This window comes from Streptomyces sp. ATCC 21386 (assembly GCF_018728545.1).
In the GTDB taxonomy this organism is placed as follows: Bacteria; Actinomycetota; Actinomycetes; order Streptomycetales; family Streptomycetaceae; genus Streptomyces.
The window spans coordinates 1-26,686 of sequence record NZ_JAAVVL010000001.1 but is presented as its reverse complement, the minus strand read 5'-3'; the positions used below and the strand labels follow the sequence as shown (position 1 = coordinate 26,686).

Here is a 26,686-nt window from a genome sequence, read left to right as displayed (position 1 = left end):
GCGGGTGTTGGAGCGGCATGCGCTCAGCCCTGCCGAGGGGGCCCCGTCAGTCGTCCTTGCGCTGCAGCGCCTCGTCGACCGCCCGTGCCACCTGCTTGGGGAGATCCGCGCGGACCTTGGCCCGCTCCTCCTGACGTCCTTCCTCACGGATTTCCTCTTCGATGTCCGGAGAGATGGTTCCCCGCGATTTCGCTCGCTCCTCCTCGGCGGACTCGCGCACGAGCTTCCTGCCCAACCAGGGCACGACGAAGCAGAGCAGCAGCAGGAAGAGGAGCGCACCCTGAAGGAGCCAGAAATAGTGCTCTTCCACGATCTCGTCCTCCATGCGGGCGAGCAGGAGAATCACCGCGATACCGATCACGGGTCCCCTGCTCCTGCGCATGACCCGTGACGTTGCGCGAACACCGTCAAGAATCTGCACGAAGACACCACCTCCCGAAAGGGCCGATCTGCCGATTTCTCCCATACGACGGCAATGGAACAATTCGGGTTGCGTCATCGTTCCGACATAAGCCCTTCGTGTGGCGCGAGTTCGCCGGTTGACGCGGTGAACACCGAAAGGCGCGAGGCATGAGAAAGCCCCAGGTCGATTTCGTGACCTGGGGCTTTCTCGGCGGGAGCTGGGGCTATGAAGCCGGGGCCGGTGTCACGTCCGTCAGCTTCCAGCGCTGGTTCAGGCCCGAGTTCGGGGTCCAGACCCCTACGCCCGCGCCGTCGTTCGTCGACTGGCCGTGGACGTCCGGGAGTTGGCCCGTGGCCACGTTCACCAGGGTCCAGGTGCCGTTGCCCGTCGAGGACAGGATCCACTGGGCGGCCTCGTCACGCGTGGCCGTGTCGCGCTCCGCCACCAGGGAGTCGAAGCGGATGGCCAGTCGCTTCTTCGAGGTCGGCTCCGTCAGGGCGTAGCGCGTGCGGTTGTCGGTCGCGCCCTTGCCGATACGGTCCAGGGTCCACTGCTGGGCGTTGCCGGCCGCCGTGCTCGGCGTCTTGATGACCAGGCTCTTGCCGTCGGGGCCCACGGCCAGGTTCTTGCCGCTCTGGACGCCCGTCAGGGTGTAGCTGTGGTTGTCCTGGAGTTCGGCCTTGGCGGTCGCCACCCCCGAGACACCGTTGACCAGGAAGGAGGTCACGGACTGGGCCGGGACCGTGATCGTCGCCTGCTTGCCGGTGACCTTGACCGCCTTCTTGCGGATCAGCTTGCCGGCCGCGTCCGTGACCACCGGAGTGATCGTCGCCTTCTTGGAGACCTTGCCGAACTTCGAGAGGTCGACCGTCACCGCCCGGGACTCGGTGGTGCTGTTGACGTGGACGACCGTCGCCTTGTCGCCCTTCTTCGCCACCGCGGCCGTGCTCGACTCGTCGTTGGTCTTGATCAGACGGTCGCCCGGCTTGATGTAGTGCGTGAAGTTGCGGGCCGTGTCGAACTTGGTGTTCGTGTAGATGGGGCAGGTCTTCAGAGTGTCCGACTTGCCGCAGGCGAAGGAGAGCTGGATCGAGCCCCAGTTGCCGCCCTTCTCCGACTCACCGCCCGGCTTCATGTTGTCGTAGTCCTCGACCGGCTGCCAGAAGACCCAGGCCTGGGGCTCCAGTTCGCGCAGGTCGTCGACGATGCGCTGGGCGAGGCCCAGGCCGGGGCGCATGTCGGTGAAGCTCTGGCCGTCGCCCCAGTCGCCCTCGACCTCGCTCATCCACAGCGGCTTGTCGGCACCCTTGGCGAGGTCGCGGACCGTGGTGCGCTGGCTGGTGCCGTAGGTGTGGACGTTCATCTGGTCGACCAGGTCACGGACCTCCTGGGGGTAGGAGTTCCAGTTCGTGGCGAACGTGCCGGGGTTCGTCTCGTCCATCGCGGAGATCTTCGCGCGGCTGCGGGAGTCGTCCAGGACCGGGCCGAGCGCCCTGAGGACCTTCTGCTGCAGCTCGGGGCCCATGTGGGCGCCCTCCTGGCGGCCGCCGGTCGGCTGGCCGTCGGCGCCGAGCTTGGTGCCCCAGTAGTTGGTGTTGGGCTCGTTGAACGGGTCGAGGGTGTCGACCTTGATGCCGTGCGCCTTCTCCAGGCGCTCGGTGGCGCCGACCAGGTACTCGGCGAAGTCCTCGACCGACTCCTCCTTCAACTGGTCCTTCGAGGCGTCGAAGCCGCCGGAGACGTAGCCGCTCTCCGTCATGAACCACGGCGGGGAGTTGCTGAAGGTCTCCCAGTGCGTGATGTCCTTCTTGATGCGGTCGACCCACCAGCGCTGGGTGGCGTCGGCGTTCTTGTTCCAGTCCTTCTTGTCGTCGGCGCTCCACCAGTCGACGTCCTCGCGGGTGGTGCCCGCCGGGGCCTTCCACCAGCCCTCGACCGCGCCGCCGGCCCGCAGGTAGTCCTTGACGTCGGGGGCGTTGCCGCCGCCGATGTTGTAGCGGGCGATGTTGAGGTTGAGGCCGTCCTCGCCGAAGAGGAGCTTGGCGAGCTTCTCGCGTATCGCGGGCGGGTAGTCGCCGGTCGCGTTGGCGAACCAGACCAGGCTGGTGCCCCAGCCCTCGAAGCTCTGGCCCTTGTAGGAGGGGTCGGGGCTGACCGTCACGGACGCGGCGGCGGGGGCCGACGTGTCGGCGTGCGCCATCGGCAGGGAGGTCGTGGCCATGGCGGTGCCGGTGGCCAGGGCCGTGATGCCGATGGCTCCGAGGAGCCGTCTCGTACGGGTGCGGTGTGCCATTCGAGTACTCCAACTCTTCCGTGTGCCGCGTCCCGGCGGTGCATACACGGAGATCGGGGCCGACGTTCAGCGCGGTGCGGGGGTTGCCTGGCGAGAGGGTCTCTCGCGGTGCGGTGGTGCTGCTTGCTGCGGTTCGCTGAGTTATTTCTGCGGTTCGTCGTGCTTTTCTCTGCGGTCCGCTGTGTTTTTTACTGCGTTTCGCGGTGCTCTCGTATGGTTTGTCACAGTGGATGTTTACGTAAACATCCACTGAGGCGGATGTCTACACTGTCCGAATCTCGGTGGTCAAGGAGTCGTCAAGAGTCGTGTGAGGAGTCGGGGGAACAAGGTGGACACAACCGACGGACGCACGAGGAGACGCGGTGGCAGGCCCCGCCAAGGGCCCTCCATGGGTGATGTCGCGCGGGTCGCCGGGGTCTCCGCCCAGACCGTCTCCCGGGTCTCCAACGGGTTCGCCGGCGTCAACGAGGACACCCGCCGACAGGTGCTCGACGCCATGCGGGAGCTGGGGTACCGGCCCAACAGCGCGGCGCGGGCCCTGCGACGCGGGGAGTTCCGGACCCTCGGGGTGATCACCTTCTCCCTCTCCACTCTCGGGAACATCCGCACGCTCGACGCCATCGCCACGTCCGCCGCGCGGGAGGGGTACGCCGTCACGCTGCTGCCCGTCGCCGTGCCGACGCAGGACGAGGTGAACGGGGCGTTCTCCCGGCTCGGGGAGCTGGCCGTGGACGCCGTGATCGTGATCATGGAGGTGCATCTGCTGGACGCTGCGACCGTGTCCGTGCCGCCCGGGGTGCAGGTCGTGGTCGCCGACTCCGACGCCGGGGACCGGTACACCGTCGTCGACACCGACCAGGCGGGGGGCGCGCGGGACGCCGTACGCCATCTGCTGGAGCTGGGACACGCGACCGTGTGGCACCTGGCGGGGCCCGAGGACTCGTTCGCGGCACAGCGGCGGGCGAACGCGTGGCGCGCCACCCTCGCCGAGGCGGGCGTGGCGCAGGCGCCGCCGCTCGTGCGCGGCGACTGGTCGGCCGAGTCCGGGTACCGGGCCGGGTTGCGGATCGCCGAGGAGGCGGACTGTACGGCCGTGTTCGTCGCGAACGATCAGATGGCGCTGGGGTTGCTGCGGGCGCTGAACGAGCGGGGGCGGCGGGTGCCCGAGGACGTGAGTGTCGTCGGGTTCGACGACATTCCGGAGGCCGCGTCCTTCCTGCCGCCCCTGACCACCGTCCACCAGGACTTCGCGGAGGTGGGACGGCTGTGCGTGGAGGGGGTGCTCCGCAAGATGCGGGAGGGCGGGCGAGAGGGGGACGAGACGGAAGGGCACGGCACGACGCTCGTTCCGACGCGGCTCGTACGGCGGCGGAGTACGGCACCGCCGCCGGGGTCCGCCCGCTGAGCGCTCAGGTGACGGTCCTCGTCGGCCCCTCGCGCCGCTGCTCGTCCCCGTGACAGGTGACCTTGCCGTACGCCCGGTGGAGGCGGCCGAGTTCCCAGAGCAGGTAAGCGCTGGCGCCGGCGAACGGGAACCATGTGCCCAGGTGGAAGACGAGGACCGGCATGTACAACAGGCCGACCAGCACGACGAACTTGAACAGAATGGCTGTGTACGGCTCGTTGCGGGGCTCGCTGTGCGGTTCGTTCTGTTCGGCCATGATGTGCCCTCCCCTGCCATGGACCGGCGGTCAAAGCGATCTCATGTACGGCCCCCCGGCCTCCACCTCGCCATGATGCCTTCGGGGTGGTGAGTGCGCGAGGATCGGCGAACGCTCGGCCCCGTTTCTTCACAACCGCGCTCAGTTTTTCTTCCGGGCGGACTGGCGGAGTTGCGCCATGTGGGTGTGACGGCGGCCGGCGTAGCGGGCTATCGCTTGGTCGAGGGCTTCGGAGGAGATCTCGACACGATGGGTTTCCAGGGTCAGGAGACGCAAGCCGCCGTGACTTTTTCGCATGGGCAGCCACAGCGACCGGGGGATGGTCGCCCCATGGCGTGGCCATAGCACGAGGGTGTGCTCGTCGGTGTCCAAGCGGGCGACGACACCGATGCGGTCCACGTCACCCCATGGGATGTGCAGTTGGTGGCTGCCGAAGGCTCGGAGGGTCAGTCCCGACGAGCTGATGTGGAGGGACACGTGGTGCCTGCCAGTGAGGAAGTAGGCAAGGGGGCCGAAAACGAGGAGTGGGCGCAGGAGCAGATCCCGGGAGAGCGTCGTCCAGTCGGATGCCCGAGGAAAGGCGTCCTCCACTTGCACGCCGATCGCGAACGGGGCGAGGAAGGCCACACACACGAGAGCGGAGACCCGCGCCGGCTGCAGGCCACGGAGCGTGAGGCCGAAGCCTGGCTGTGCCGGGGTCGCGCCCGGTGTCCGCAGCCAGGCCTCCTGCGGCAGGGCGAGCTGCTCCTCGTCCGCGAACCGCGCCAGCGCGTCTTCCAGGCGCCGCGGATCGTGTGTCACTTCCTGGAGCAGACACAGGGCCACGGCGCCCTGAGTCAGCTTCCGTGCCGGCATGTGCGCCGGACCGGCTCTTTCCTGCATCTCGGTGGGGCGGACCGCCAGCAGGCCCAGGTGACGGGCACCGCGCGGCCAGTACACCACCCCGACCTTCTCGATCTCGGTCCAGGCGTACGCGATCTCCGCAGCGCCCCGGGTCAGAGTGAGCCCGGCCGCGCCCACCACCAGCCGTACCGGCCGCACCAGACGCGCCACCGCGAACCAGGCTGTCCCGAACAACAGCGCGCTCAAAGCCAAGGACACCGGCATCGTGAGGATCTCCGCCGGCCTGGTGAACACCTCGTAGGGGAACCACCTGCCGCCCAGGACCGCGCACAGCACCGCCACGGCGACGAGGAGCCGGCGATCCACGGCGAAGACCTCTTCCCCCTTCGGAACCCGGGGCCGCCGTACGACCAGGTCCGGGCTGGGGGTCCACGCCTCCCCCGCGTAACCGGCGAGCGCGCTCTCGACGGCCTCCGGTGTCGTCGCGAGCCTGCGCAGGTCCACGAAGCGCAGGGTGCCCTCCGTGTCGTCCTGTTGCGGACCAGCGCTCCTCCAACTCGCCGTCTGAGGGAAGACGCCGGGCATCGGGCGGACCATCAGCTCGTACCGGGGGCCGCGCAGCCTGGTCGCAGGGCGCTGTCGTATCCAGCACCGGCCGATCCGATGCCACGGGTACGAGAAGTGCTCGCTCTTGTACTGGACCTCGACACCGTCCGAACTCAGCACCAGCGAATAGTCCGCCGGATTCCACCTCCCGAGGGCCGCCAGGAGAGCGATCCACCCCAGCAGCGCCAGCAAACCGGTCACATGTCTCGGGTCGGTCAGGATCAAGGGCTCTTTCTCGCTGGGCATGTGTGTGGCCGCGACCGCGAACAGGGCCACGGACACGGGGATTCCGATGCTCCAGTTGCGGACGCGGTGGAAGACCCGACTCGCCCCGAACCGGACCTCGCCGCCCCGGGCCCTCTCCCCTTCGTCCTCCCCATCACCCTCCGCTTCGGCAGGTGCCACCGCCCTTCGGTTCCGCACCAACCCCAACCGCGCATGCCCGTCCGAGCTCTGCTGGCGGGGCTGTGGGTAGCCGCGGCGGGTCAGGGACTTGGTGAGGGGGTCGTAGAGGGCGCTGAGGGTGAGGAGGTCGGGGCCGCCGGGGAGGCCGTCGCGGAGGAGGCGGATGAACTCGCCGGTGAAGGCGGTGTAGCGCTCGCCGACGGGGGCGTAGGAGGGGGCGTTCGCGGAGGACGTGAGGATGTAGGTGCCGCGGATGGTGAGGGTGGCGGGCGGCTCGGGGCCGTTGCCCATGAGCGTGTCCAGGACCCGGCCGCTGTTGCAGCAGTCGAGGATCAGGATCTTGTTGGGGCACGGTGACGCTTCGAGGATCTCCCGGATCGCCTCGAACGGGATGGACGTCCAGCGCAGATCGCTCTCGTCCGTGCCGGTCAGCGCCAGGTGGAGGGTCAGGTCGTCGTTGAGGACGCCGTGGCCGGAGAAGTACACCAGCAGGGTGTCGGTGGCGGTCATGGCCGCCTCCCGGATCGTCGCACAGACCGCGCGCGGGTCCGGGGCGTCCTGGACGACCTCGCAGCGCTCGCGTGGAAACCCGCCGGACGCGTCGGACGTCAGCAGTTCCTGGAGGACCTCCAGGTTGTTGCGTACGGCGAGCAGGTCCGGCAGGTCGCTGTCGTACCGGGAGGTGCCGATGAGGACCGCGCGGGAACCCCGGGGGTCCGGCAGTCGGGTGGTCACGGCTGGCGGTGGTCGCGCAGCGCCGCGTCGAGGAGGGTGTGGGCGTCGTCGGCGGAGTCGGCGGTGACCTTGACGTTGCGGCCGTCGGGGAGGGTCAGCTCGACCGTGGCCGCCGCCCGCCTGGCCTTGAGCAGCGCCGGGAGCGAGCGTACGAGGGCGGTCACGGCGCCGCTGCTGCCGATGGCTATCGCCAGCAGTTCGACACCGGATCCCATCTCGCCCTCTTCCGGAATCCTGCTCACCAGGGTCACCCGGCCGCGCAGTTCGGGTTCGGCGACGAGGCCCCGGCGGAGGAGGGCGAGGGAGTCCCCGTCGGTGGAGGGGGTTGTGTCGTCGGTGAGCAGTCTCAGCGTTACGTCCAGCATGTCGTCCCCCGACCCTGTTGTGCCGATCACGTGCAGGACAGTGTGCAGTACGGGGAGGGGCCCGGCCCAGACCCCTGCGGCGGGTGAGACAAGGTCAGGTCACGTGGTTCTCATGGGAGTTGGGTGCGGCCGTTACGGTGGGGGACCGTGGACTTCATGGGGGACACGCGGGGTTGGTGGGCACGGGGGCGGGGGCTCGCGGAGCGGTATCCGTGGGTGGTTGATGTCGGGGTCGCGCTGTTGGTGCAGGGGGCCATGACGATGCCGTTCGTGGTGCCTCGGGCGGCAGGGCTGGCGCCGGCCACGTGGGCGGCGTACGGGCTGACCACGCTCACCGTGGTGCCGCTGGTGTGGCGGCGGCGGGCTCCGCTCGCCGTGCTGCTGGCGATTCTGCTGGCCAGCATGGTCTACAAGCTGGCGGTTGACGGGCCCGGGCAGCCGCTGCCGTACAACGGGCTCGTGATCGTCTACACGATCGCCGTCCTGTCGCCGCCCTGGAAGCGGCTGGTCTGCGGGGTGCTGGTGCTGATCGCCGTGCCCGTGGGGGTCTGGCTCAACACCCGGTCGGCGCGTGAACTCACCTTCTCCGCCTTCGTGTTCGCGGCCGCCTACGTCTTCGGGCGGCTCACCGACGCCCGTCAGCGCGCCCATCGGATCGAGGCCGAGCGGGCCGCCGCCCGTGAACGGGCCCGCATCGCACGGGAGATGCACGACATCCTCTCCCACGCCGTCAGCCTGATGATCGTGCAGGCGGAGGCCGGGCCCGTGGCAGTGCGTACGGCGCCGGAGCGGGCCGAGGCCGCCTTCGACGCGATCTCCGAGACCGGGCGGGACGCCATGGTCCAGCTGCGGCGGATGCTCGGCCTCCTGCGCGACAGTGAGGGAGGAGGTCGTGAGGACGACGGAGACGCGCTCACGGCGTGCGCGTCCGGGCTCGCTCCCCGCGCGCCTCAGCCCGGGGTCGGGGAGCTGCCCGCGCTGTTCGAGCGGGTGCGGGGCAGTGGGCCCGAGGTCCGGTACGAGGTGGTGGGGGCGGAGCGGGGACTGGCGGCGGATGTCGGGGCGACCGTGTTCCGGGTCGTGCAGGAGGCGTTGACGAACACGGTCAGGCATGCGAGGGCCCGGACAGTCGATGTTCAACTTGCTTATGGAGAGGGCTACTTGCTCATCCGGGTGTGTGATGACGGGGTCGGGGCCCGCGCGGGATCCGGGGGCGGTGGGCACGGGCTCGTCGGGGTGCGGGAGCGGGCCGCCGCGCACGGCGGTACGGCTGAGGTCGGGGCCGGGCCCGGTGGGCGCGGGTTCGAGGTGCGGGTGCGGATACCCGTGGTGGCCGGGGTGCCGGACGCGACGGCGACGGTGACGGCGGAGGAGGGGCGTTGACCGGTCAGGTGATCCGGGTGGTCGTGGCCGACGACCAGGAGCTGGTGCGGAGCGGGTTCGCGTTGATCCTCGGCGTGCAGCCGGACATCGAGGTCGTCGCGGAGGCGGGCGACGGGGCGGAGGCCGTCGAGGCGGTCCGGCGGTACGGGGCCGACGTCGCGCTGCTCGACATCCGGATGCCACGGATGGACGGGATCGAGGCGTGTCGGGCGATCAGTGCGGACGGCCCGGCAGGACCGGGCGAGCGTCGCGCGGACGGGGAGCGGGGCACCGACGAGGAGCGCGGCGGTTGCCGGGTGGTCATGCTGACGACCTTCGACTCCGACGAGTACGTCTACGAGGCGCTGCACGCCGGGGCGAGCGGGTTCCTGCTCAAGGACGTCCGGCGGGACGATCTCGTGCACGCCGTGCGGGTGGTGGCGCGGGGCGACTCGTTGCTCGCGCCGTCCGTGGCCCGGCGGCTGGTCGAGCAGTACACGCGGCCCGCCCCCTCCGTCCTCCGCGCCCGGCGGCCCGGCCCCCGGCTCGACGTACTGACCGGGCGGGAGCGCGAGACCCTGTTGCTGCTGGCGCGAGGGCTGTCGAACGCCGAGATCGCCGCCGAACTGGTCGTCAGCGATCACACGGTCAAGACCCATGTCGGGAACGTGCTCGCCAAGCTCGGCCTCCGCGACCGTATCCAGGCGGTGATCTGCGCGTACGAGACGGGGCTGATCGTGGCGGGCGACGCGGCGCTTCCGGAGGCCACCGGTACCCCGCGCGGGGGAGCCGGCCGGGCCTGGTCCTCCCCCGTGTCGGCGAGGAAACGGCGCCCCTGAGACCGCTCGCTCGGGCGATCCGCGCGGAGCCGCCGGTCAGGAGGATGAGGGTCACGACAGCGACAACACCGTCCCACATCCGAGGAGTTGACCATGCCGAGCACAAAGGGCGCGAAGAACACGGGGAGCACGGGGAACGCGAAGATCAGGGAGGGCGCCACGCGCACGCTGATCGCCGCCGCGCTCCTGCTGGGCGTGGCCGCTGGGCCCGCGGTCCTGCCCGCCACCGCGGCGGCCTCCCTCACCGCCCCCACCACGTCGGAGTCACGGACGGACCCCGACCTCGCCGCCGCCATGGAGGCCGCCATCGCCGGGCTGCCCTCCGCCGACGCGACCGCCGCGCTCGTGCGGGTCGGGGGAAGCGAGGGCGTGTGGCGCGGCAGTTCGGGCGTGCACGACCTCACCACCGGCCGGGCCGCCGATCCGCACGCCCGCTTCCGGGCCGGGTCGGTGACCAAGGTGTTCACGGCCGCCGTCGTGCTGCGGCTGGTCGCCGAGGGGAAGGTCGACCTCGACCGGAGCGCCCGCTCCTACCTGCCCGAGCTGATCCCGGCGTCGTACGGCGGTGTCACCGTCCGGCAGTTGCTCAACCACACGCACGGCATCCCGGCGCCCGGCTTCCCGTGGACGACCGTCGAGGGGGCGTACGCGAACCGTTTCCGGATCCACGACCCCGAGGAGATGGTGCGGTCGGCGACGGCGAAGGAGCCGGAGTTCGCGCCGGGCGACGCGCAGCACTACCTCAACATCGGGTACACGGTCGCCGGGCTGATCATCGAGCGGGTGACGGGGGACTCGTACGAGGACCAGGTCGCGCGGCATGTGCTGCGGCCGCTCGGGCTGCGGGACACGTACTTCCCGGGGACCGATCCGCGCATCGTCGGCCCGCACAACCACGGGTACCAACGGATGACCCTCGACGACGGGACGACCGGGCTGCGCGACGTGACCGTGTGGGGCGTGACGGACGGGTGGGCGGCCGGGGACATCGTCTCGACCACGGCCGATCTGGAGCGGTTCACGAATGCGCTGTTCCGGGGGCGGGTCGTGCCGCGCGGGCCGGTGCTGGAGGAGATGTTCACGGTGCCGAAGGTGACGGACCACACGACGGGCAGGCCCGCCGAGTACGCCGTCGGGCTGGCGCGCAAGGTGCTCGGCGGGCGTGAGGTGTGGGGCAAGACGGGTGGCCGCTGGGGCTACAACAGCGCCGTCGCCTCCACGCGGGACGGTTCGCGCACCCTCGTCTACAGCGTCAACTCCACCGACGCGAAGGGCAGCGCCATGAACAAGGTGACCGTGAACGTGATGGTGGCGGCGTACGGGACGCCGTCGTAGCGGGCGGGCGCGATCAGGACAACTGACCTAGAAATTCGGCTAGTTGAGCTCGCCGGATCACTTCGGCCCCTAGCATCGGCGGCATGCGAATGCGTCGGAGCCATGACAACAGAGGTCGGGCCCGGGGTCGGGACCGGGGCCAGGGCCAGGGCCGGGATTCGGACCGTGATCCGCGCGCCGACGCGTATCCGATGCCGAGCGTGCCCTACGGGTGGTACGCGGTGCTGCGCAGCGTGGAGTTGCCGGCGGGGAAGGTCGTCAGCCTGCACTACTTCGGGCGGGCGCTGATCGCGTTCCGTGGGGCGGACGGGCGGGCCACCGTACGGGACGCGCACTGTCCGCACTACGGCGCGCATCTGGGCGTCGGCGGGAAGGTCGTGGACGGGACGGTGCAGTGCCCGTTCCACGGGTGGCGGTTCGGGGCGGACGGGCGGTGCGTGGAGGCGCCGTTCGCCGTGCGGACGCCCAAGGTGTCGATCGGCGGGTTTCCGGTGCGCGAGCACAGTGGGCTCGTCCTGGTGTACGTCGGGCCGGACGCGCCGGGCGAATCGGGTGCGACGCCGGGTGTGATGCAGGGAGTGACGCCGGGTGGGGTGGGCGAACCCTCCTGGGAGGTGCCGGAGATCGAGGAGGCGGGGTCTCGGCGGTTCGCCTCGCCCATCGACGACACGTGCCGGGCGCGGATCCATGTCCAGGAGATGCGCGAGAACATCGTCGACGAGTCCCACTTCCACTTCATCCACGGGCAGAGCGAGCCGCCGGTCCAGGAGTGGCGGGAGGACGGGCCGTTCGCCGAGGCGCGCGGGACGATCAGCCGGCGCGTGTTCGGGTGGGACATCCACAACACGTTCGACGCGTTCATGTACGGGCCGGGTGTGATGGTCGTCCGGGCCCACGGGCCCGTGCTGTCGGTGACCGCCATCGCGCTCAGCACTCCCGTCGACGACCGCACGAGCGAGCTGCGGATGCTGTACTACCTGCGCAGACCACGCCGACTTCCCTTCCTCACCCCTTTGTTCAAGCTCGTCTTCCGGGCCGAGGCGCTGGGCGAGGTGCGCGAGGAGGTGCGGATCTGGGACCACAAGATCCATCAGGCCCGGCCGGTGCTGCTGCCCCACGAGAAGGGGATCAGGGCGCTGCGGCGGTGGTACGCGCAGTTCTATCCGGAGCCTCCGGGCGCCGACGCGCGTCCTGGCTCGGGGATGACGGACGGCGCGGACGTGTCGGGCGGCGCGGACGTGTCGGACGGCGCGGGCATGACGGACGGCGCTGACGTGTCGGGCGGCGCGGACGTGTCGGGCGGCGCGGGCATGGAGAGACGCGCGGTCGAGGCGGCTCGGTCGGAGGTTTAGGGGCACCGACGGAGTCCTAAGCTCCCCCCCATGGAGCGATCCGAGATCATGCAGCGCGTCGTCGGGATTCTCACCGAGGCGGTCGAGGTACGGCGGCAGACCCGCGAGAACCCCGGCGTCGAGGTGGCGTTGACGGGGGCCGTCTCCGCGCTGCTCGTGGAGACCCTGCCCAAGATCGAGTTGCCCGCCGACGCCTCCGCGCAGGAGACCGCGCACATCATCACGGACGCCCTGGCACCGGCCATCGTGACCCTGGCCAACTGCTTCTCGTACGCCTTCGTGCACCTGGCCGAGGTACACGACGAGGGCCGGACCGACACGACGGCCACGGACGTCCTGCGATCCCTCTCGTTGCAGTTCGCACAGCGGGAGGGGGAGTAGGGGCGGGCGCGGGCCGGGCCGGCCGGGGCTGAACGGGGCAGGGAGGTTCGGGTCTCGTGAGCGACCACGACCCGCAGATCGTGCCGGTCGACGTGGGCAGGTGCCGCGGGTACTGATCCGCGGTGATGTCGAGCCCCGGGCCGTACCCTTCGAACGGCCCGGGGGCTTGCTCATGTGCGGGGAGAGGGTCAGCCGAACATGCCCACCTGGTAGTCACCGGCCGGCTGCCGCACCATGACGTTCAGCCGGTTGAAGGTGTTGATGAGGGCGATCAGCGCCACCAGGGCGAGGAGTTGGTCCTCGTCGTAGTGCTTGGCCGCGTTCTCCCAGACCTCGTCCGGGACGCCACCGGCCCCGTCGGCGATGCGGGTGCCCTGCTCGGCGAGTTCCAGCGCGGCGCGCTCGGCGTCCGTGAAGACCTTGGCCTCCCGCCAGCCCGCCACCATGTGCAGGCGCTGCGCGGTCTCCCCTGCGTGCTCGGCCTCCTTGGTGTGCATGTCGAGGCAGTACCCGCAGCCGTTGATCTGGCTGGCGCGGATCTTCACCAACTCCTGTGTCGACTTGGGGAGTTCGGACGAGGCGATCACCTTGTCGGCGCCGACGAGGTGCTTGATGAGCTTGCCGGTGAGGGGGTTGGCGAACAGGTTCAGACGCGCTTCCATGGCGGGCTCCTTGTGCCGTCGTGTGCGGTGACAACACATGGACGGGCCGGGCCCGCGCTGATGTGACACGGCTGCGTGTGACGCCCGCCACGTTCCCCGACCGCCCGTCCTGCCCGGCAAGCAGGGTGAAGAGATTGCGTGGAAAGTCGGCCACGACGGCACCTCTCTGGCGTTTCTGCCCTCTCCTCAGTTAGACATGCTCCGGCCCCACCTTGACCAGTGGGTTGCCGTGGACACGTATTCCCAGGGGGGAACACACTCATGACCACGTATCGGTACGCACCCAGACGTACCTCTCGGCTCAGACTCGTCGGTGCCGCCGTCACCGCGCTCGTCCTCGCCGCGACGGGGACGGCGACCCAGGCGATGGCCGCACAGGACACGACCCGGCAGCCGCAGTCGGCGAAGACCCCGCCGCCGCCCGTGCCGACGCTCACCTGGACCGACTGCCAGGGCGGGTACGAGTGCGCCAACGCGGACGTCCCGCTGGACTACCGGGAGCCGGGGGGCCGCAAGATCACGCTCGCGGTGGTCCGCAAGAAGGCCGCCGACCCGGCCAAGCGCAAGGGCACCCTCTTCATGCAGCCCGGCGGACCGGGCAACTCCGGCGTGGACTTCGTCCGCAACAACTACGACGACCTCCCGGCCGCCCTGCGCGAGTCCTTCGACGTCTTCGGCTACGACGTCCGCGGTGTCGGCCGCAGTTCGGCGCTCACCTGCTTCGACGACGCCCGCTACACCAAGGCCGTCACCGACGCCAAGGGCGTCCCCGGCCCGGACGCCTTCGGCCCGGCGCTGAGCGAGGCCGCCGAGTTCAACCAGGCCTGCCTCGACAACTCGGGCGGCCTGCTGCCGTACGTCGGCACGGAGTACGTCGCCCGCGACATCGACCTGCTGCGCCAGGCCCTCGGCGAGGAGCAACTGACTTACTACGGGCGCTCGTTCGGCGCGTACATCGGCACCGTCTACGCGTCGATGTTCCCCAAGCGGGTGCGGGCGCTGACGCTCGACGGGGCGTACGACCCGTACAAGTACGCCTACCGCCCCTACGCCTACGACCGGGCCCAGTACCTGGCGCTGGACGGTTCGATGAGCCGCTTCCTCGACTGGTGCGCCGCCGACCAGGCGGCCTGCGGCTTCGGCGACGGCGACCCGCGCGGGGCGTTCGAGCAGCTGAAGAAGGACCTCGACGCCAACCCGGTCACCACGGCGAACGGCGGCAAGGCCAACGGCTACACCCTCGTCTACCGGCTGATGTTCAACATCAACGAGGGCAAGGTCATCTGGCCCTCCCTCGGTGCGGCGCTGAAGAAGGCGCAGGCGCGGGACAACACCTCGTTCCTGCTGCGGCCGCCGTCCCCGGCGAGCTACGACTTCCTCGGCCCGAACGTGGTCGTGGAGTGCGTCGACAAGGAGTACCCGAAGAGCCTGCGCAAGCTCCAGCGGAACGTCACGGCCAACGCGAAGGACGCGCCGCTGCTGGGCCCGGCCATGGCGTTCGGTCCGCCGACCTACGACCACCAGCACGCCACCGCGTGCGTCCAGTGGCCCGCCGAGACGCCCAGCCGCTACGACGGCTCCTTCCGGGCCAAGGGCTCGGCGCCGATCCTGGTGCTCGGCACCACCGGTGACCCGGACACCCCGTACCAGGACGCGGTCGCGCTGTCCCGGCAGCTGGACAACGCCTCGCTGCTGACGTTCGACGCCGAGGGTCACACGGCGTTCGGCCGCAGCGCCTGTGCGACGGACGCGGTCGTGAACTACCTCGTCGACCAGGTGGTCCCGGCCTCCGGCACCACCTGCGCGGACGAGACCCAGCCGCCGTCCTCGACGCCGAAGACGGCGCCGCCCGGCACGACCCTGAGCGAGCTGCGCAACGGCGTCAACGAGCGCGTCGAGCGCATCGGCGACGCCAGCTGACCGACTCCGTCGACGGACCGGCCACATCGGTCGGCCGGCCACATCGGTGGACCAACTGCGTCGGCCGACCAGCCATCTCGGCTGGCCGGTCCCGTCGACGGACCGGCCACATCGGTTGACCAGCCGCGTCGGTCGACCAGCCGCGTCGGTCGACCAGCCGCGTCGGTCGACCGGCCGTGTCGACCGACCGGCCGTGTCGACCGACCGGCTGCCTCGGCTGACCGGCTGCCTCGGCCGATCCGGTCACGGCGAGCGACCGGTCAGGTCGAGCGACCAGGCCCCCGGGCCGACGGCCATGAGCCGGCGGTCCGGGCCGGCCGATCGAGCGTGAACCCCGGGGTGCCCGCCCCTCCACTCCATGGCGGGCGGCCCGGGGTCCCGCATGTCTGCGACACGTCCGCGGCACGTCGCGCCGCACGGATCTGGGGGGAGCGGGCCGATGGGGCTGCGGATCCACTTCACGTACGACGACCTGGCCAGGGTGGTGCTGGCCGAGGAACCCGACCCGCTGTGGGAGGGGCTGCTCAGCCTGCACCTGCTGCAGAACCGGGACGGCGCCCTGATCTTCGGCCGCTGGCGCCGGGCGTCGCGCGGCTTCTTCGACCCGGAGCTGCCGAGACTGCGCCATCTCGCGCCGCCGCGCGGCTACTCGGCGGACTTCCTGACCCCGGCCGGGGCGGCCGGCGGCTTCGAGGCGGGCCTCGACGCGATGCTCACCACCCCCCGCGCCAGGCTGCGGACCGACCTGACGGAGCTGTCCCTCGCCCGCCCCCTGCCGGGCTGGGCCAGGCCGCTCGCCGACGGCGACCCCCAGGCCCTACGGGGGCTCGGCGGTCTGGTCCGCAGACATCACGAGCGGTTCGTCGCCCCGTACTGGACCCATGTCCGGGCCCGCTTCGACGATGCCAGGTCGGTCGCGGCCAGGGCCCTGCTGCGGTCCGGCTTCGCCGGTCTGGCTGCCGGGCTGCACCCCAGCCTGCGCTGGTCGGCGCCGGTGCTGCACATCGCGGGCGCCCACCTCCAGGGCGACCTGCACCTGGAGGGCAGGGGCCTGCGCATCATCCCCTCGTTCTTCTGCTGGCCCGGCCCGATCGTGCTCAAGGACGGCTCCCTGCCGCCGGTGCTCGTGTACCCGGTGGCCCACGACCCCCGCTGGCTGGCCCCGCCGCCCGACGCGCCCGGCACGCACCAGGCGCTCGCCGCGCTGCTCGGCCGGGCCCGGGCCGCCGTGCTGGAGGAGGTGGCCGACGGCCGCACCACGAGCGAGGTGGCGGCCCGGGTGGGGCTCAGCCCGGCGACCGTCAGCCACCATGTGGCCGTGCTCCGGGAGTCGGGGCTGCTGACCAGCCGGCGGATCGGCGGTGCGGTGCTGCACACCGTCACGACCCTGGGCATCGACCTCCTCGGAGGCGGCACGACCTGCGGCATTCGACCACGCTCGAAAGCCATGGCACCGGCCGAGCGGTGCCGCTGACGATGAGGCGCGGCCTACGGTTCGAGCGGCACCGCACTGGCCTCCTACCCCGCCGACGGCGGCGTCTACGCCGTCAACTGGGGTCCCGTCTACTCCATCCGCAACTGCTGAACGCACCCTGCGGTGCGGGGCGGCGGCAACCGGTGGCGGCAGTCACCGGCGGCTGCCGCCCCGCCGCTTTTCCCCGCCGGTGCCGGCACAGGTGCCGACACCTGTGCCGGCACCTGTGCCGGTGTCGACGTCGATGGCGATGCCGATGTCGTCGAAGGGCAGCGCGTCCAGGTCGCCGTCGAAGTCGGCCGGGACCAGAAGCGTGTGCTCCTGCGGGCCGGACGGCGCTGTGGGCCGGGGGCCGGGGTCGGTGAGGGACTGTTCGGTCCAGATGCACTTGCCGGTGGCGGTGTAGCGGGTGCCCCAGCGCTGGGAGAGCGCGGTGATCAGCTGTAGGCCGCGGCCGCCCTCGTCGGTGTCGCCGGCCCGCCGTATGCGCGGCATGGTGAGGCTGCCGTCGAAGACCTCGCAGACCAGCGCCGAGCCGTGCAGCAGCCGCAGCCGGACGGGGCCCTTGGCGTGGCGTACGACGTTGCCGACGAGTTCGCTGGCGAGCAGTTCGGTGGTGGGGACCAGGGCGTCCAGACCCCAGGCGGCGAGCTGTTCGCGGACGTGTCGGCGGGCTTGCCCGGCGGCCCTGGGGTCGTCCAGGAGTGGCCAGGAGGCCATCCGGTCGCCGGTGAGCGCGTGCAGCCGGGCGACGAGGAAGGCCGCGTCGTCGGCCGCCGCGTGCTCGGCGGGCAGCAGACCGTGGGTGAGGGTGTCGCAGAGGCGTTCCAGGTCGGCGGCGGTGCCGTCCTCGTGGGCGGTGCGCAGCAGCCGGGCCAGGCCGGCCATGCCCTCGTCGATGCCGCGTGTCGCCGACTCGACCAGCCCGTCGGTGTAGAGCACCAGCAGACTGCCCTCGGGCACGCTCAGCTCCAGTGTCTCGAACGGCGGCTCGGCCGCGCCGAGCGGCGGGTCGGCGGTCCACTCGGGAAAGCGCACGGTGCCGTCGGGGAGGACCACGGCCGGTGGCGGATGCCCGGCCCGGACGAGGGAGCAGACCTCCGTGGTGGAGTCGTACAGGGCGTACAGGCAGGTGACGTACGAGTCCTCGCCCATGGAGCCGACGATGTCGTTGAGGTGGCCCATGATCTCGTCGGGGGGCAGTTCGAGGTCGGCGAGGGTGTGCACGGCCGTGCGCAGCCGCCCCATGGTGGCGGCCTCCGACAGGCCGTGGCCCATGACGTCGCCGACGACGAGGGCGACCTGCCCGCTGGAGAGCGGGATGACGTCGTACCAGTCGCCGCCGACGTCCATTCCCTGGCCGGCGGGCAGGTAGCGGGCGGCCGACTCGCAGGCGGTGAGGGCCGGCAGGTCCTGGGGGAGCAGGGCGCGCTGGAGTTCCCGGGACCGGGTGTGCTCGAGGTCGTAGAGCCGGGCGCGTTCCAGGGACTGCGCGAGGAGGGCGCTGATCGCGGTCAGCAGGGTGCGCTCCTCGTCGGTGAGGCGGCGCGGCCGTTCGAAGGAGACGACGCACACGCCGAAGGTGTGGTCGGACGCGGTGAGCGGCAGGAACGCCCAGGACGCCTTGCCCGCGCGGGCGAGCAGGTCGGCGTGCTGGGGGACGTAGGCGGCGTACTCCTGCGGCGAGGAGATGAACACCGGGACGCCGGTGTTGATGGCGTCCCAGGCGGGGCCGTAGGGCGTGCGGGGGCGGTGGTCGACGAGGTCGATGAACTCGGGCGAGTAGCCGACGGCGCCGACGTTGTGGAGCCTGCCGTTCTCGACGGTCTGGACGAGGAGACCGCTGGCGGCGAACGGCGGCAGCACCCGCAGCGCGACCGCGTCGACGACATCCTGCGAGGTGGTCGCCTTGGCGAGCGCGGCGGTCAACGCGGCGATGCGGTGGGCCCGTTCGGAGGCGGCGCGCTCGGCCTCACGGCGCTCCTCCTCGTGCCGCCGCCGGTCGGTGACGTCGGTGAAGTAGATGGTGCGGCCGTCGGGGCCGGGGACCAGCCGCAGGTGGTAGACACGGTCGTGGCCCGGCACATGGACGTCGAACCCGGCGGGCTTCTCCTCGGCGGCGGCATCCCGGCAGCGGGTCTCCAGGCAGGGCGACTCGCGCACGGTGGGCAGCTCCCACAGCTGCCGTCCGAACAGTTCCTCCTCGGTGAGGCCGAGGGTGCGTTCCGCCACCAGGTTGGAGAAGGTGATCCGCCAGTCGTCGTCGACGGCGAGGAACCCGTCGCTCATGTGGCGCAGGGCCCGGCCGACCGCGTCCCGGGCGGAGCGCGCCTGGTCGCTCTCCCAGCCGACGCCGATCATCCGGTCGGGTGCGCCGTGCTCGTCGTAGGTGGCCCGGCCGCGGGCCCGGGTCCAGCCCCAGGTGCCGTCGAGGCGCCGTACGCGGTACTCCGCCTCGTACACGGTGTGGTCGCGGATCGCCCGCTCGGCGGCGGCCAGGGTGTGCGGGAGGTCGTCGGGGTGGACGATCCGCATCCAGCTCTCGATCCTGCCGGTGAACTCGGCCGGCCGGGTGCCGTAGAGCTGGAGGGCGGCCTCGTCCCAGATCAGGTCGCCGCTCTGGATGTCCCAGTCCCAGGAGCCGACGCTGGCTTCCTTCAGCACCTGCCGCAGCCGCTCGGCGTTGGGTTCGGCCGGTGCGGGGCCGGGCGGCGGGGAGGCGCACGTCATGCGGTCCTGGGTCCAGTCGACGACGGACCGCAGGAAGTCCCACTGCAGGCCGGTGGGTTCACCCCGGTCGCCGGTGAGGACGGTGAGCGCCCCGACGGTGCGGTCGCGTCCGGAGACGGGTAACGCGGCGAGCCCGGTGCCGGGCCAGGCGAGTGCCATGGAGCCGAGCGGGGACCACACCCCGCTGCCCTGGTGCAGGGCGCGGGCCGGGGGCAGCGGGCCCTCCTGGTCGATGATCTCCCAGGGGCGGGTCAGGGCGGGCGGGAGACCGCTGGTCGACACCAGACGCAGGGCCGACATGGGGCCTCTGAGATGCATCATCGCCCCGAGCGCGCCGAGTTCGCCGACCGCGTGCTGGAGCGCCAGCCGGAAGACCTCGCTCTCCGCGACACCGGGCTCCACCGCGCCGAGCAGGGCCAGCCGTGCGTTCATACGGCAGACCCTAACGTTCTACTCACACGTACGGCAGTCCGCCACAGGAATTCCACACTCACTCCTGATGCCGGCCCGCGCGTCGGCCGGGGAGGTCAACAGCGTTTAGTGGCAACGCAATTGACGTCCCTTCAGCCTTCGCGCGAGGCAGGGGCGCCGACGTGGGTGCCGTGACCAAGATCTGATGAACGTCGTTGGGCCGCTGCAACCCCAGGATGTCCGGCCCGACCCCAGCAGGCGCCATGTTCGAGATGTTCCAGGCAGTGAAGACGTTGATCAAGACGTTCGTCGAGCAGTACGCGCGCAACCAGCAGCTCAAACGGGATCTGCTGGCTCAGCGTGGTGAGCAGGAGCGGCGCTGGCGGGAGGAGGACCGGGTGGTGCTCCGGGCCGCCCTCGCCGCGAACCGGGTGGCCCTCGAGGGGCACAACGACACCCTCCGGCGGGCGGCCGGCGTCTCCTACCTCACCCTGCGCTGCCACGAGGACACCTGGACGTTCCTGGCCCGCACGGCGTTCGGTGTCTGGGAGCCCGCCTGGACGCAGAGCACCCGCGACCCCTACGACCGCGTCGGCCCGACCGCGACCAGGGCGGCCCACTTCACCGCCGACCCCAACCTGCCGCCCGGCCGGATCACCAAGGCGGACGGCGGTATGCAGGACGTCCAGCTGTCCGGGCACAACCTGGTCCACGTCCTCGACGCGCTCCACGACGCCACCACCTCGGAGCTGACCGCGACCGGAGCGCGCGCCCGGACCCTCTACGACCGGCTGGCCTCCTTCACCGCGAAACTCGACCCGGCTGCCCCCACCGGCCGCACCACCGGCATCCTCTGGCGGATCGACGACAGTCTGCACAGCCGGTATGTGAGCCGCCCGTCCGGCCCGGGCCCCGGCCGCCCGACCGCCGCACCCCTCCTCCACAAGGTCCCCTCCCCCAGCCCGACGGCCCGCCGCCGCCACCCGGAACGCAGCGGTTCGCCCGTGGCGCAGAAGTAGGACCCGGAGTACAACCTTCCGCCATACCTGGTCGTCTCATCCGATAACAGCGCTACCGCAGCGTTGTACGAACAAGGGGGGACGACATGCGACGAATCGGAGCCGCGGTTCTGGCGCTGGCGCTCGCGGGGACGGCGATCGGGACGGCGGCGGCCACCGCGAGTGCCGCGCCCGGGGGTGCCGCGCGAGCCGCCGCGGCCTGCCCGACGGGCTGGGGCAGTGGCGTCAAGGGCAGCCCCGACAGCGGTGCCGTGCCGCTGACGGACATCAGGACCGGCCGGCACGACTGCTTCGACCGCATCGTGTTCGACGTGCCCGACGGCGGTGACCGCGTCGGTTACTGGGTCCACTACGTCGACCGGCTCCACCAGGTCGGCTCGGGCGACCCCATCCCGGTGACCGGCGGAGCCATCCTGGAGATACGGGTCGCCGCGCCGAGCTACGACCCCGAGACGGGCGGGGTCGTCTACCCGGGCAAGGTCGCAGGGCCCCTTCCCGGGGTGGACCTGACCGGCTACCGCACCTTCCGTGACACCCGCTTCGCCGGCAGCTTCGAGGGCGAGACCCAGATCGGCGTCGGCGTCCGCGCCCGGCTGCCGTTCCGGGTGCTCCAACTCTCCGACCGCCTCGTGGTGGACGTGGCCCACAGCTGGACGTAGGGGCGGAGCGCAGGACGACCTCGGGTCGGCGGTCCCGGCGTGCCGGGACCGCCGACCCGACCGGCCGTCGCCGCCCGCCACCGGCCCGGACGGCTTGTAGTGTCCGCACGGTGGAGAGATCGAATGAACGTGTGAACGACGGCGTGGACCCGACGCTGCTGGACGTGTTGCTCCAGGCGGCGCGGGAGACCCCCGGGCAGAGCGTCGTGCACGTCCGGGGGGACGGCGGCGAGCACACGGTCACCTTCGCCGAACTCCGCGACGACGCACTGCGTGTGGCCGGCGGCCTGCTCGCGGCGGGCGTGACCCCGGGCACTCCCCTGCCGCTGGTCGCCGACCGGGGTCACACCTTCCAGCCCCTGTTCTGGGGTGCGCTGGCGGCGGGGGCCGTCCCCGTCCCCCTCGCGCCGGAGCCCCGCCGGATCGGCCCGGTGTGGGAACTCCTCGACAGACCTCCCGTGCTGACGGACGACGCGTCGACGGCCACGGTCCGCCAACTCGGCTCTTCCATACGGATGTTGCGGCTGGAGGAGCTGCGGCAGGGCCACCCGCCCCGGCGCCTGCCCCGCCCCGCGCCCGACGACATCGCCTTCCTCCAGTTCTCCTCCGGCAGCACGGGCACCCCCAAGGGCGTGGAACTGACCCACGCCGGGGTCCTCGCCAACCTCCGCCAGATCCGCGCCGCGATGGCGATCACCTCGGACGACGTGATCGCGACCTGGATGCCGTACTTCCACGACATGGGGCTCATCGGCACCCACCTGGTCCCCATGGCCGCGGGCGTGAAGCAGATCCGGATCGAGCCGCTGTCCTTCGCGAAGCGACCCGCCCTGTGGTTCGAGGCCGTCGACCGCCACCGCGCGACCCTCCTGTCGGCCGCGAACTTCGCCCTTGCCCTCGCCGCCCGCCGCGTCCCGGCCGCCGCGCTCGCCCGGTTCGATCTCAGCTGCGTACGCCTGCTGCTCGTCGGCGCCGAACCCATCGCCCCCCGCGTGTGGCGGGAGTTCACGGCCCTCACGGTCCCGGCCGGGCTCGACCCGCGCGCCCCGCTCCCGGTGTACGGCCTGGCCGAGGCGACCCTCGCGGTGACCGTACCGCCGCTGGGCGAGACCGCGACGCCGCTGGTGCTGGACCGGGCCGCGCTGAGTGCCGGACGGGTCGTGGACACCGGACCCGGCCCGCACGCGCTGGAGTTGATGGACCTCGGTCGGCCCGTGGCGGCGTGCGAGGTCCGGATCACCGACGACAGCGGCACCCCGGCGGGCGAGAAGCGGGTCGGGCATGTGGAGGTGCGGGGCCCGCAGGTGGGCCGCGGGTACCACCGGGCGCCCGAGGCGAGCGCGGCGGCGTTCGGGGACGACGGCTGGCTGCGCACCGGCGACCTCGGGTTCCTGCGGGACGGGCGGTTGTGCGTCACCGGGCGCCACAAGGACGTCGTGTTCGCCAACGGCCGGACGTTCCACGCAGCCGACCTGGAGGAGACGGTCGCCGCGACGCCCGGACTGCCGTCCGGGGCCGTGGCCGTCGTGGGGTCCACCGACCCGGACGGCGGGGGTGAGCGGGTCGTCGCGTTCGTGCAGTGGGCCCGGCCCGAGCGGTCCACTGCCGCCCGGGTGCTCCGCGCCGCGGCCGGCCGGCTGCGGGAGGCCCTCGGACACGACGACGTCCGGGTGCTGCCGCTGCCGCCGGGGGCGTTCGCGCGGACGACCAGCGGGAAGTTGCGGCGGGGCGTCCTGCGGGAGAGGTTCGAGGCCGGGGAGTACGCGGCGGTCGAGGGGCAGTGGGTCGACACGGCTGCGGTGCACAGCTCCGCGGTGGTGGACAGCTCCGCGGTGGTGGACAGCCCCGCGGAGGGAGGGGGCGAAGGTGCTCCTCGTTCACTGCGCGAGGTCCAGGAGGCCGTACGGGCGGTGTGGGCACGGGTGTTGGACGTTCCCGTGGCCGAAGTCGGGCTGCGGGAAAGGTTCTTCGACCTCGGGGGCTCCTCGCTCAAGGCCATGGCCGTGCTCGCCGGGTTGGAGGACGAGTTCGCGGTGACGGTGGAGCCGGGTGCTCTGCGGGACCACGACACGGTGGGGGCGCTGGCCGGGCATGTGCTGGGGTTGTTGGGGGCCGGTGCCGGTGGCGGTGGCGGTGGCGGTGAGAGCCGAGGGCGCCTGGGAGTTCGGGAGGCGTTGTCCGTCGGCGAGTGCGGGCACGTCGTGGCTGGTCGCGCCCACGCGGCGGAGCCGCATGTGTCACAGGCCCTCGCCCCTGACGGGCCTGCGGTCCGTTCGGGGCGAGGCGGTGGCGACGGCCGTGCCCTCGCCGTTCTCTCCGTCGCCTGTCGGTTCCCCGGGGGTGGGACGCCCGAGGACTTCTGGGAGTTGCTCGCCACCGGCGGGGACACCGTCGGCGGGGACGCGGGCGGCCGACTGAGCGATCCCGGGGCCTTCGACGCCCGTTTCTTCGGGATGGACGACGCGGAGGCCCGGGCCACCGACCCGCAGGCGCGGATCTTCCTGGAGCTGGCGCACGAGGCGCTGGAGCGTGCCGGGTACGCGGGGCCCCGGCGGGCCGGCCGCAGGGTCGGGGTCTTCGCGGCGACCGGCGACAGCGGGTACCGCGAGATCCTCGCCGAGGCCGCCGACGGGGACCTCGCCCGCCACCCGTCCGCCCTCACCGGCAACCTGCCCAACCTGATCGCCGCCCGTGTCTCCCAGGTGCTGGACCTCGACGGCCCCGCGCTGGCCGTCGACACGGCCTGCTCCTCCGCCCTCGTCGCCCTGCACCTGGCCCGGCGCAGCCTGCTGTCAGGCGAGTGCGACCTCGCCGTGGTCGGCGGCGTCAACCTGGGCCTGACCCCGACCGGCCACCGCCTCCTCGCGGCGACGGGCGCGGTGTCACCGACGGGCCGGTGCCGGGCGTTCGGCGCCGACGCGGACGGCTTCGTCCCGGGGGAGGGCGGCGCGGCGCTGGTCCTCGCCCGCCTCGACGACGCCCGCACCGCCGACGACCCGGTCCTCGCGCTCGTACGCGGCACGGCCGTGAACAACGACGGCCGCTCGCTGGGCCTGCTCGCGCCGACCCCACGCGGGCAGCGCGAGGTCATCCGCCGGGCGTACGAGGAGTGCGGTGTCGATCCGGCCGACGTGTCGTACGTGGAGGCGCACGGCACGGGAACGCCGATCGGTGACCCGGTCGAGGCGCGGTCGCTCGGGCAGGTGTTCCCACCCCGCGCCGACGGGGTTCCGCGACGGCTCGGCTCGGTGAAGACGAACGTCGGGCACCTGCTCAACGCCGCCGGCATGCCCGCGCTGGTCAAGGTCGCCCTCGCGCTCGCGCACCGCCGGCTCCCGCCGTCCCTCCATGTCACCGCCCCCGCCCCGTTCCTCGCCGACACCGCCCCCGGGTTCCGCCTCGTCACCGAGCAGGAGGAGTGGGCCGGCGCGGACGGCCGTCCCCTGATCGCCGGCGTCAACAGCTTCGGCTTCGGCGGCACCAACGCCCACGCGATCCTGGAGGAGGCGCCCCGGGACCGGCACGGGCGCGGGGCCACCCCGGCCGCCGAAGGCCCGCACCTGCTGACCCTGTCCGCCCGGACCGAGGGCGCCCTGCGGTCCGGCGCCGCCGAGCTGGCCGCGCATCTGCGGGCCCACCCCGAACTGGACGAGGGCGACGTGTGCGCCACCGTCAACACCGCGCGCGACGAGGGACCGCACCGACTGGCCCTGCCGGCGGAGGGCGACCTCGCGGAACGACTCGAAGAGGCCGGGCGCTCGTGGGCCCACGGCCCCGAAGGTGCCGGGGACGGGCCAGGTGCCGGGGACGGGCCAGGTGCCGGGGACGGGCCAGGTGCCGGGGACGGGCCAGGTGTCGGTGACGGGCCAGGTGTCGGTGACGGGCCAGGTGTCGGTGACGCGGGTGGCGCGGGTGAAGTAGGTGGAGCGGGAGATCCTGGTCGTCCGGGTGGTTCTGGTCGTCCGGCCGGTCCGGGAGGCCCCGGTCGGGCGGGCGTCGCGGGCCGTCCGCGCCGCGCGGTGACGGGGCTCGCCCGGGGACGGGCGCGGACCGTGTTCGTCCTGCCCGGGCAGGGGTCCCAACAGCCGGGTCTCGGGCGGGAGTTGTGGCGCTCGGCACCCGTGTTCCGGGACCTTCTGGAGGAGGCGTCCTCGCTCACCGGGCCGGTGTCGGGGCGCAGCCTGGCCGCCTGGTGTCTGGACGAGGACGCCGATCCCGAGGCCCTGGCCCGGACGGAGGTGGCACAGCCCCTGCTCGTCGCGTTCGGGGTGGCCCTGGCAGGGCAGCTGGCCGCGTGGGGCGTGGCGCCGGACGCCGTCGTGGGGCACAGCGTCGGCGAGATCACCGCCGCGTGTGTCGCCGGCGCCCTGCCGCCGGCCGAGGCGGTCGGTTTCGCCGCCGAACGCGGCCGCCTGATGGGCGGACTCACCACGCCGGGCGCCATGGCGGCCGTCAGGGGGGACGAGGAGACCGTCGCCGCCCTGGTCTCCGACTCCGACGGCGCCCTCACCGTGGCCGCCGTCAACTCACCCACGCAGATCGTGCTGTCGGGTGCGTCCGAGGCCGTCGACCGGGCGGTGGCGACGCTCACCGCGCGGGGCGTGGCCGCCCGGCGGCTCCGCGTCTCCCACGCGTTCCACTCCCCGCTGCTCGGTCCCGTGCTCGACCCCCTCCACAGCGCGGCGAAGGCCCTGACCGTGCACCCGGCCGCCGTTCCGATGCTGAGCACGGTCACCGGTCACTGGGCCCCCGACCTGACCCCCGACTCCGGCTACTGGCGCGACCACGCGATCCGCCCCGTCCGCTTCGGCCCCGCTGTCGCCCGGCTCCTCGACGAGGGCTACGACACGTTCGTCGAACTCGGCCCCGGCGCCACGCTCTCCGCCCCGATCCAGGCGGTCACCGCCGCCCACCCGGCCGCCGCCAGAGCCGAGGTGACGGTCCTGCCCGCCCTGGCGACCGGCGAAGGGCCGACGGGGGCGAGGGGAGCGGGTGCCCTGCTCGAAACGGTCGGTCGACTCTGGACCCTGGGAACCCCGCTCTCCCCGACGTCCCCGGCCCGGGACACGACACGACGCCGGGTCCCCGTGCCCCCGTACCCCTTCCAACGCGAACACCATTGGGCACGACGGCTCGACAGCGCGCCCGGATCCGCGCAGACGTCTGCGCCCGCATCCGAAGCGGCGTCCGCATCCGGGCCGGCGAGCGCATCCGGGCCGGTGCCCGTACCC

General features: G+C 72.2%; 18 protein-coding genes. 11 read left to right on the top strand and 7 right to left on the bottom strand.

Annotated elements, in window-relative coordinates; translation table 11 throughout:
- Positions 1 to 46: 46 nt before the first annotated feature.
- Both GWK25_RS44430 and GWK25_RS00090 read right to left on the bottom strand, forming a co-directional pair.
- Positions 47 to 361: a hypothetical protein gene (locus GWK25_RS44430; RefSeq protein ID WP_215447714.1), complete on the bottom strand. Its 315-nt coding sequence runs from the start codon at positions 359 to 361 to the stop codon at positions 47 to 49.
- Positions 362 to 626: 265 nt separating this feature from the next.
- On the bottom strand, positions 627 to 2,696 hold the full coding sequence (locus tag GWK25_RS00090; RefSeq protein ID WP_215447713.1) for a glycoside hydrolase: 2,070 nt from the start codon (positions 2,694 to 2,696) through the stop codon (positions 627 to 629).
- Positions 2,697 to 3,084: 388 nt separating this feature from the next.
- On the opposite strand from GWK25_RS00090, the gene GWK25_RS00085 reads away from it, so the two are divergent.
- Positions 3,085 to 4,101: a LacI family DNA-binding transcriptional regulator gene (locus GWK25_RS00085; protein ID WP_215447711.1), complete on the top strand. Its 1,017-nt coding sequence runs from the start codon at positions 3,085 to 3,087 to the stop codon at positions 4,099 to 4,101.
- Positions 4,102 to 4,105: 4 nt separating this feature from the next.
- Here GWK25_RS00085 and GWK25_RS00080 read toward each other — a convergent pair whose 3' ends face one another.
- From GWK25_RS00080 to GWK25_RS00070, 3 genes are all read right to left on the bottom strand, one after another.
- Positions 4,106 to 4,357: a hypothetical protein gene (locus GWK25_RS00080; RefSeq protein WP_215447710.1), complete on the bottom strand. Its 252-nt coding sequence runs from the start codon at positions 4,355 to 4,357 to the stop codon at positions 4,106 to 4,108.
- Between the two features lie 141 nt (positions 4,358 to 4,498).
- Positions 4,499 to 6,946 carry a caspase family protein gene (locus GWK25_RS00075; protein ID WP_215447709.1) on the bottom strand — a complete coding sequence of 816 codons (2,448 nt, stop codon included), beginning with the start codon at positions 6,944 to 6,946 and terminating at the stop codon, positions 4,499 to 4,501.
- Positions 6,943 to 7,341: a hypothetical protein gene (locus GWK25_RS00070; protein ID WP_215447708.1), complete on the bottom strand. Its 399-nt coding sequence runs from the start codon at positions 7,339 to 7,341 to the stop codon at positions 6,943 to 6,945. Before GWK25_RS00070 ends, GWK25_RS00075 begins: the two co-directional genes overlap by 4 nt.
- Positions 7,342 to 7,467: 126 nt before the next feature.
- Here GWK25_RS00070 and GWK25_RS00065 point away from each other — a divergent pair, with 126 nt between their 5' ends.
- The 5 genes from GWK25_RS00065 (at position 7,468) to GWK25_RS00045 (ending at position 12,580) form a co-directional block, all read left to right on the top strand.
- Complete coding sequence (locus tag GWK25_RS00065) at positions 7,468 to 8,694, top strand: sensor histidine kinase (RefSeq protein WP_215447707.1); 1,227 nt, start codon at positions 7,468 to 7,470, stop codon at positions 8,692 to 8,694.
- Entirely contained in the window at positions 8,691 to 9,512 is an 822-nt protein-coding gene (locus GWK25_RS00060) for a response regulator transcription factor (protein ID WP_251828623.1), read from the top strand. Before GWK25_RS00065 ends, GWK25_RS00060 begins: the two co-directional genes overlap by 4 nt.
- 93 nt (positions 9,513 to 9,605) lie before the next feature.
- Complete coding sequence (locus GWK25_RS00055) at positions 9,606 to 10,847, top strand: serine hydrolase (RefSeq protein WP_215447706.1); 1,242 nt, start codon at positions 9,606 to 9,608, stop codon at positions 10,845 to 10,847.
- 191 nt (positions 10,848 to 11,038) lie between these two features.
- Positions 11,039 to 12,199, top strand: a complete 1,161-nt coding sequence (locus tag GWK25_RS00050; RefSeq protein WP_251828622.1) for a Rieske 2Fe-2S domain-containing protein — start codon at positions 11,039 to 11,041, stop codon at positions 12,197 to 12,199.
- A 30-nt stretch (positions 12,200 to 12,229) separates the two neighbouring features.
- Positions 12,230 to 12,580, top strand: coding sequence for a hypothetical protein (locus tag GWK25_RS00045; RefSeq protein ID WP_215447705.1), 351 nt, complete (start codon positions 12,230 to 12,232; stop codon positions 12,578 to 12,580).
- A 188-nt stretch (positions 12,581 to 12,768) separates the two neighbouring features.
- On the opposite strand, the gene GWK25_RS00040 is transcribed toward GWK25_RS00045, so the two are convergent.
- Entirely contained in the window at positions 12,769 to 13,242 is a 474-nt protein-coding gene (locus tag GWK25_RS00040; protein WP_215447704.1) for a carboxymuconolactone decarboxylase family protein, read from the bottom strand.
- 261 nt (positions 13,243 to 13,503) lie between these two features.
- Here GWK25_RS00040 and GWK25_RS00035 point away from each other — a divergent pair, with 261 nt between their 5' ends.
- Together GWK25_RS00035 and GWK25_RS00030 are read left to right on the top strand one after the other, a co-directional pair.
- Positions 13,504 to 15,162, top strand: a complete 1,659-nt coding sequence (locus GWK25_RS00035) for an alpha/beta hydrolase (protein ID WP_215447703.1) — start codon at positions 13,504 to 13,506, stop codon at positions 15,160 to 15,162.
- A gap of 439 nt (positions 15,163 to 15,601) precedes the next feature.
- The gene (locus tag GWK25_RS00030; RefSeq protein ID WP_215447701.1) at positions 15,602 to 16,636 is read left to right on the top strand and encodes a DUF5937 family protein; all 1,035 of its coding nucleotides are present in this window, start codon (positions 15,602 to 15,604) and stop codon (positions 16,634 to 16,636) included.
- Between the two features lie 153 nt (positions 16,637 to 16,789).
- Here GWK25_RS00030 and GWK25_RS00025 read toward each other — a convergent pair whose 3' ends face one another.
- Entirely contained in the window at positions 16,790 to 19,798 is a 3,009-nt protein-coding gene (locus GWK25_RS00025) for a SpoIIE family protein phosphatase (protein ID WP_215447699.1), read from the bottom strand.
- A gap of 251 nt (positions 19,799 to 20,049) precedes the next feature.
- Here GWK25_RS00025 and GWK25_RS00020 point away from each other — a divergent pair, with 251 nt between their 5' ends.
- From GWK25_RS00020 to GWK25_RS00010, 3 genes are all read left to right on the top strand, one after another.
- Positions 20,050 to 20,796, top strand: coding sequence for a hypothetical protein (locus tag GWK25_RS00020; RefSeq protein WP_215447697.1), 747 nt, complete (start codon positions 20,050 to 20,052; stop codon positions 20,794 to 20,796).
- Positions 20,797 to 20,882: 86 nt separating this feature from the next.
- Entirely contained in the window at positions 20,883 to 21,455 is a 573-nt protein-coding gene (locus tag GWK25_RS00015; protein WP_215447695.1) for a hypothetical protein, read from the top strand.
- A gap of 131 nt (positions 21,456 to 21,586) precedes the next feature.
- The coding region (locus GWK25_RS00010) for a polyketide synthase (RefSeq protein ID WP_308404130.1) at positions 21,587 to 26,686 on the top strand (5,100 nt) is incomplete at its 3' end.

Bases quoted from the DNA above. Each gene is read 5' to 3' on its own strand.
- GWK25_RS00085 (WP_215447711.1), top strand. From the start codon at position 3,085: ATGGGTGATGTCGCGCGGGTCGCCGGGGTCTCCGCCCAGACCGTCTCC.
- GWK25_RS00030 (WP_215447701.1), top strand. From the start codon at position 15,602: ATGGGGCTGCGGATCCACTTCACGTACGACGACCTGGCCAGGGTGGTG.
- GWK25_RS00015 (WP_215447695.1), top strand. From the start codon at position 20,883: ATGCGACGAATCGGAGCCGCGGTTCTGGCGCTGGCGCTCGCGGGGACG.
- GWK25_RS00020 (WP_215447697.1), top strand. From the start codon at position 20,050: ATGTTCCAGGCAGTGAAGACGTTGATCAAGACGTTCGTCGAGCAGTAC.
- GWK25_RS00055 (WP_215447706.1), top strand. From the start codon at position 9,606: ATGCCGAGCACAAAGGGCGCGAAGAACACGGGGAGCACGGGGAACGCG.
- GWK25_RS00035 (WP_215447703.1), top strand. From the start codon at position 13,504: ATGACCACGTATCGGTACGCACCCAGACGTACCTCTCGGCTCAGACTC.
- GWK25_RS00025 (WP_215447699.1), bottom strand. From the start codon at position 19,798: ATGAACGCACGGCTGGCCCTGCTCGGCGCGGTGGAGCCCGGTGTCGCG.
- GWK25_RS00045 (WP_215447705.1), top strand. From the start codon at position 12,230: ATGGAGCGATCCGAGATCATGCAGCGCGTCGTCGGGATTCTCACCGAG.
- GWK25_RS00080 (WP_215447710.1), bottom strand. From the start codon at position 4,357: ATGGCCGAACAGAACGAACCGCACAGCGAGCCCCGCAACGAGCCGTAC.
- GWK25_RS00050 (WP_251828622.1), top strand. From the start codon at position 11,039: ATGCCGAGCGTGCCCTACGGGTGGTACGCGGTGCTGCGCAGCGTGGAG.
- GWK25_RS00090 (WP_215447713.1), bottom strand. From the start codon at position 2,696: ATGGCACACCGCACCCGTACGAGACGGCTCCTCGGAGCCATCGGCATC.
- GWK25_RS00065 (WP_215447707.1), top strand. From the start codon at position 7,468: ATGGGGGACACGCGGGGTTGGTGGGCACGGGGGCGGGGGCTCGCGGAG.
- GWK25_RS00040 (WP_215447704.1), bottom strand. From the start codon at position 13,242: ATGGAAGCGCGTCTGAACCTGTTCGCCAACCCCCTCACCGGCAAGCTC.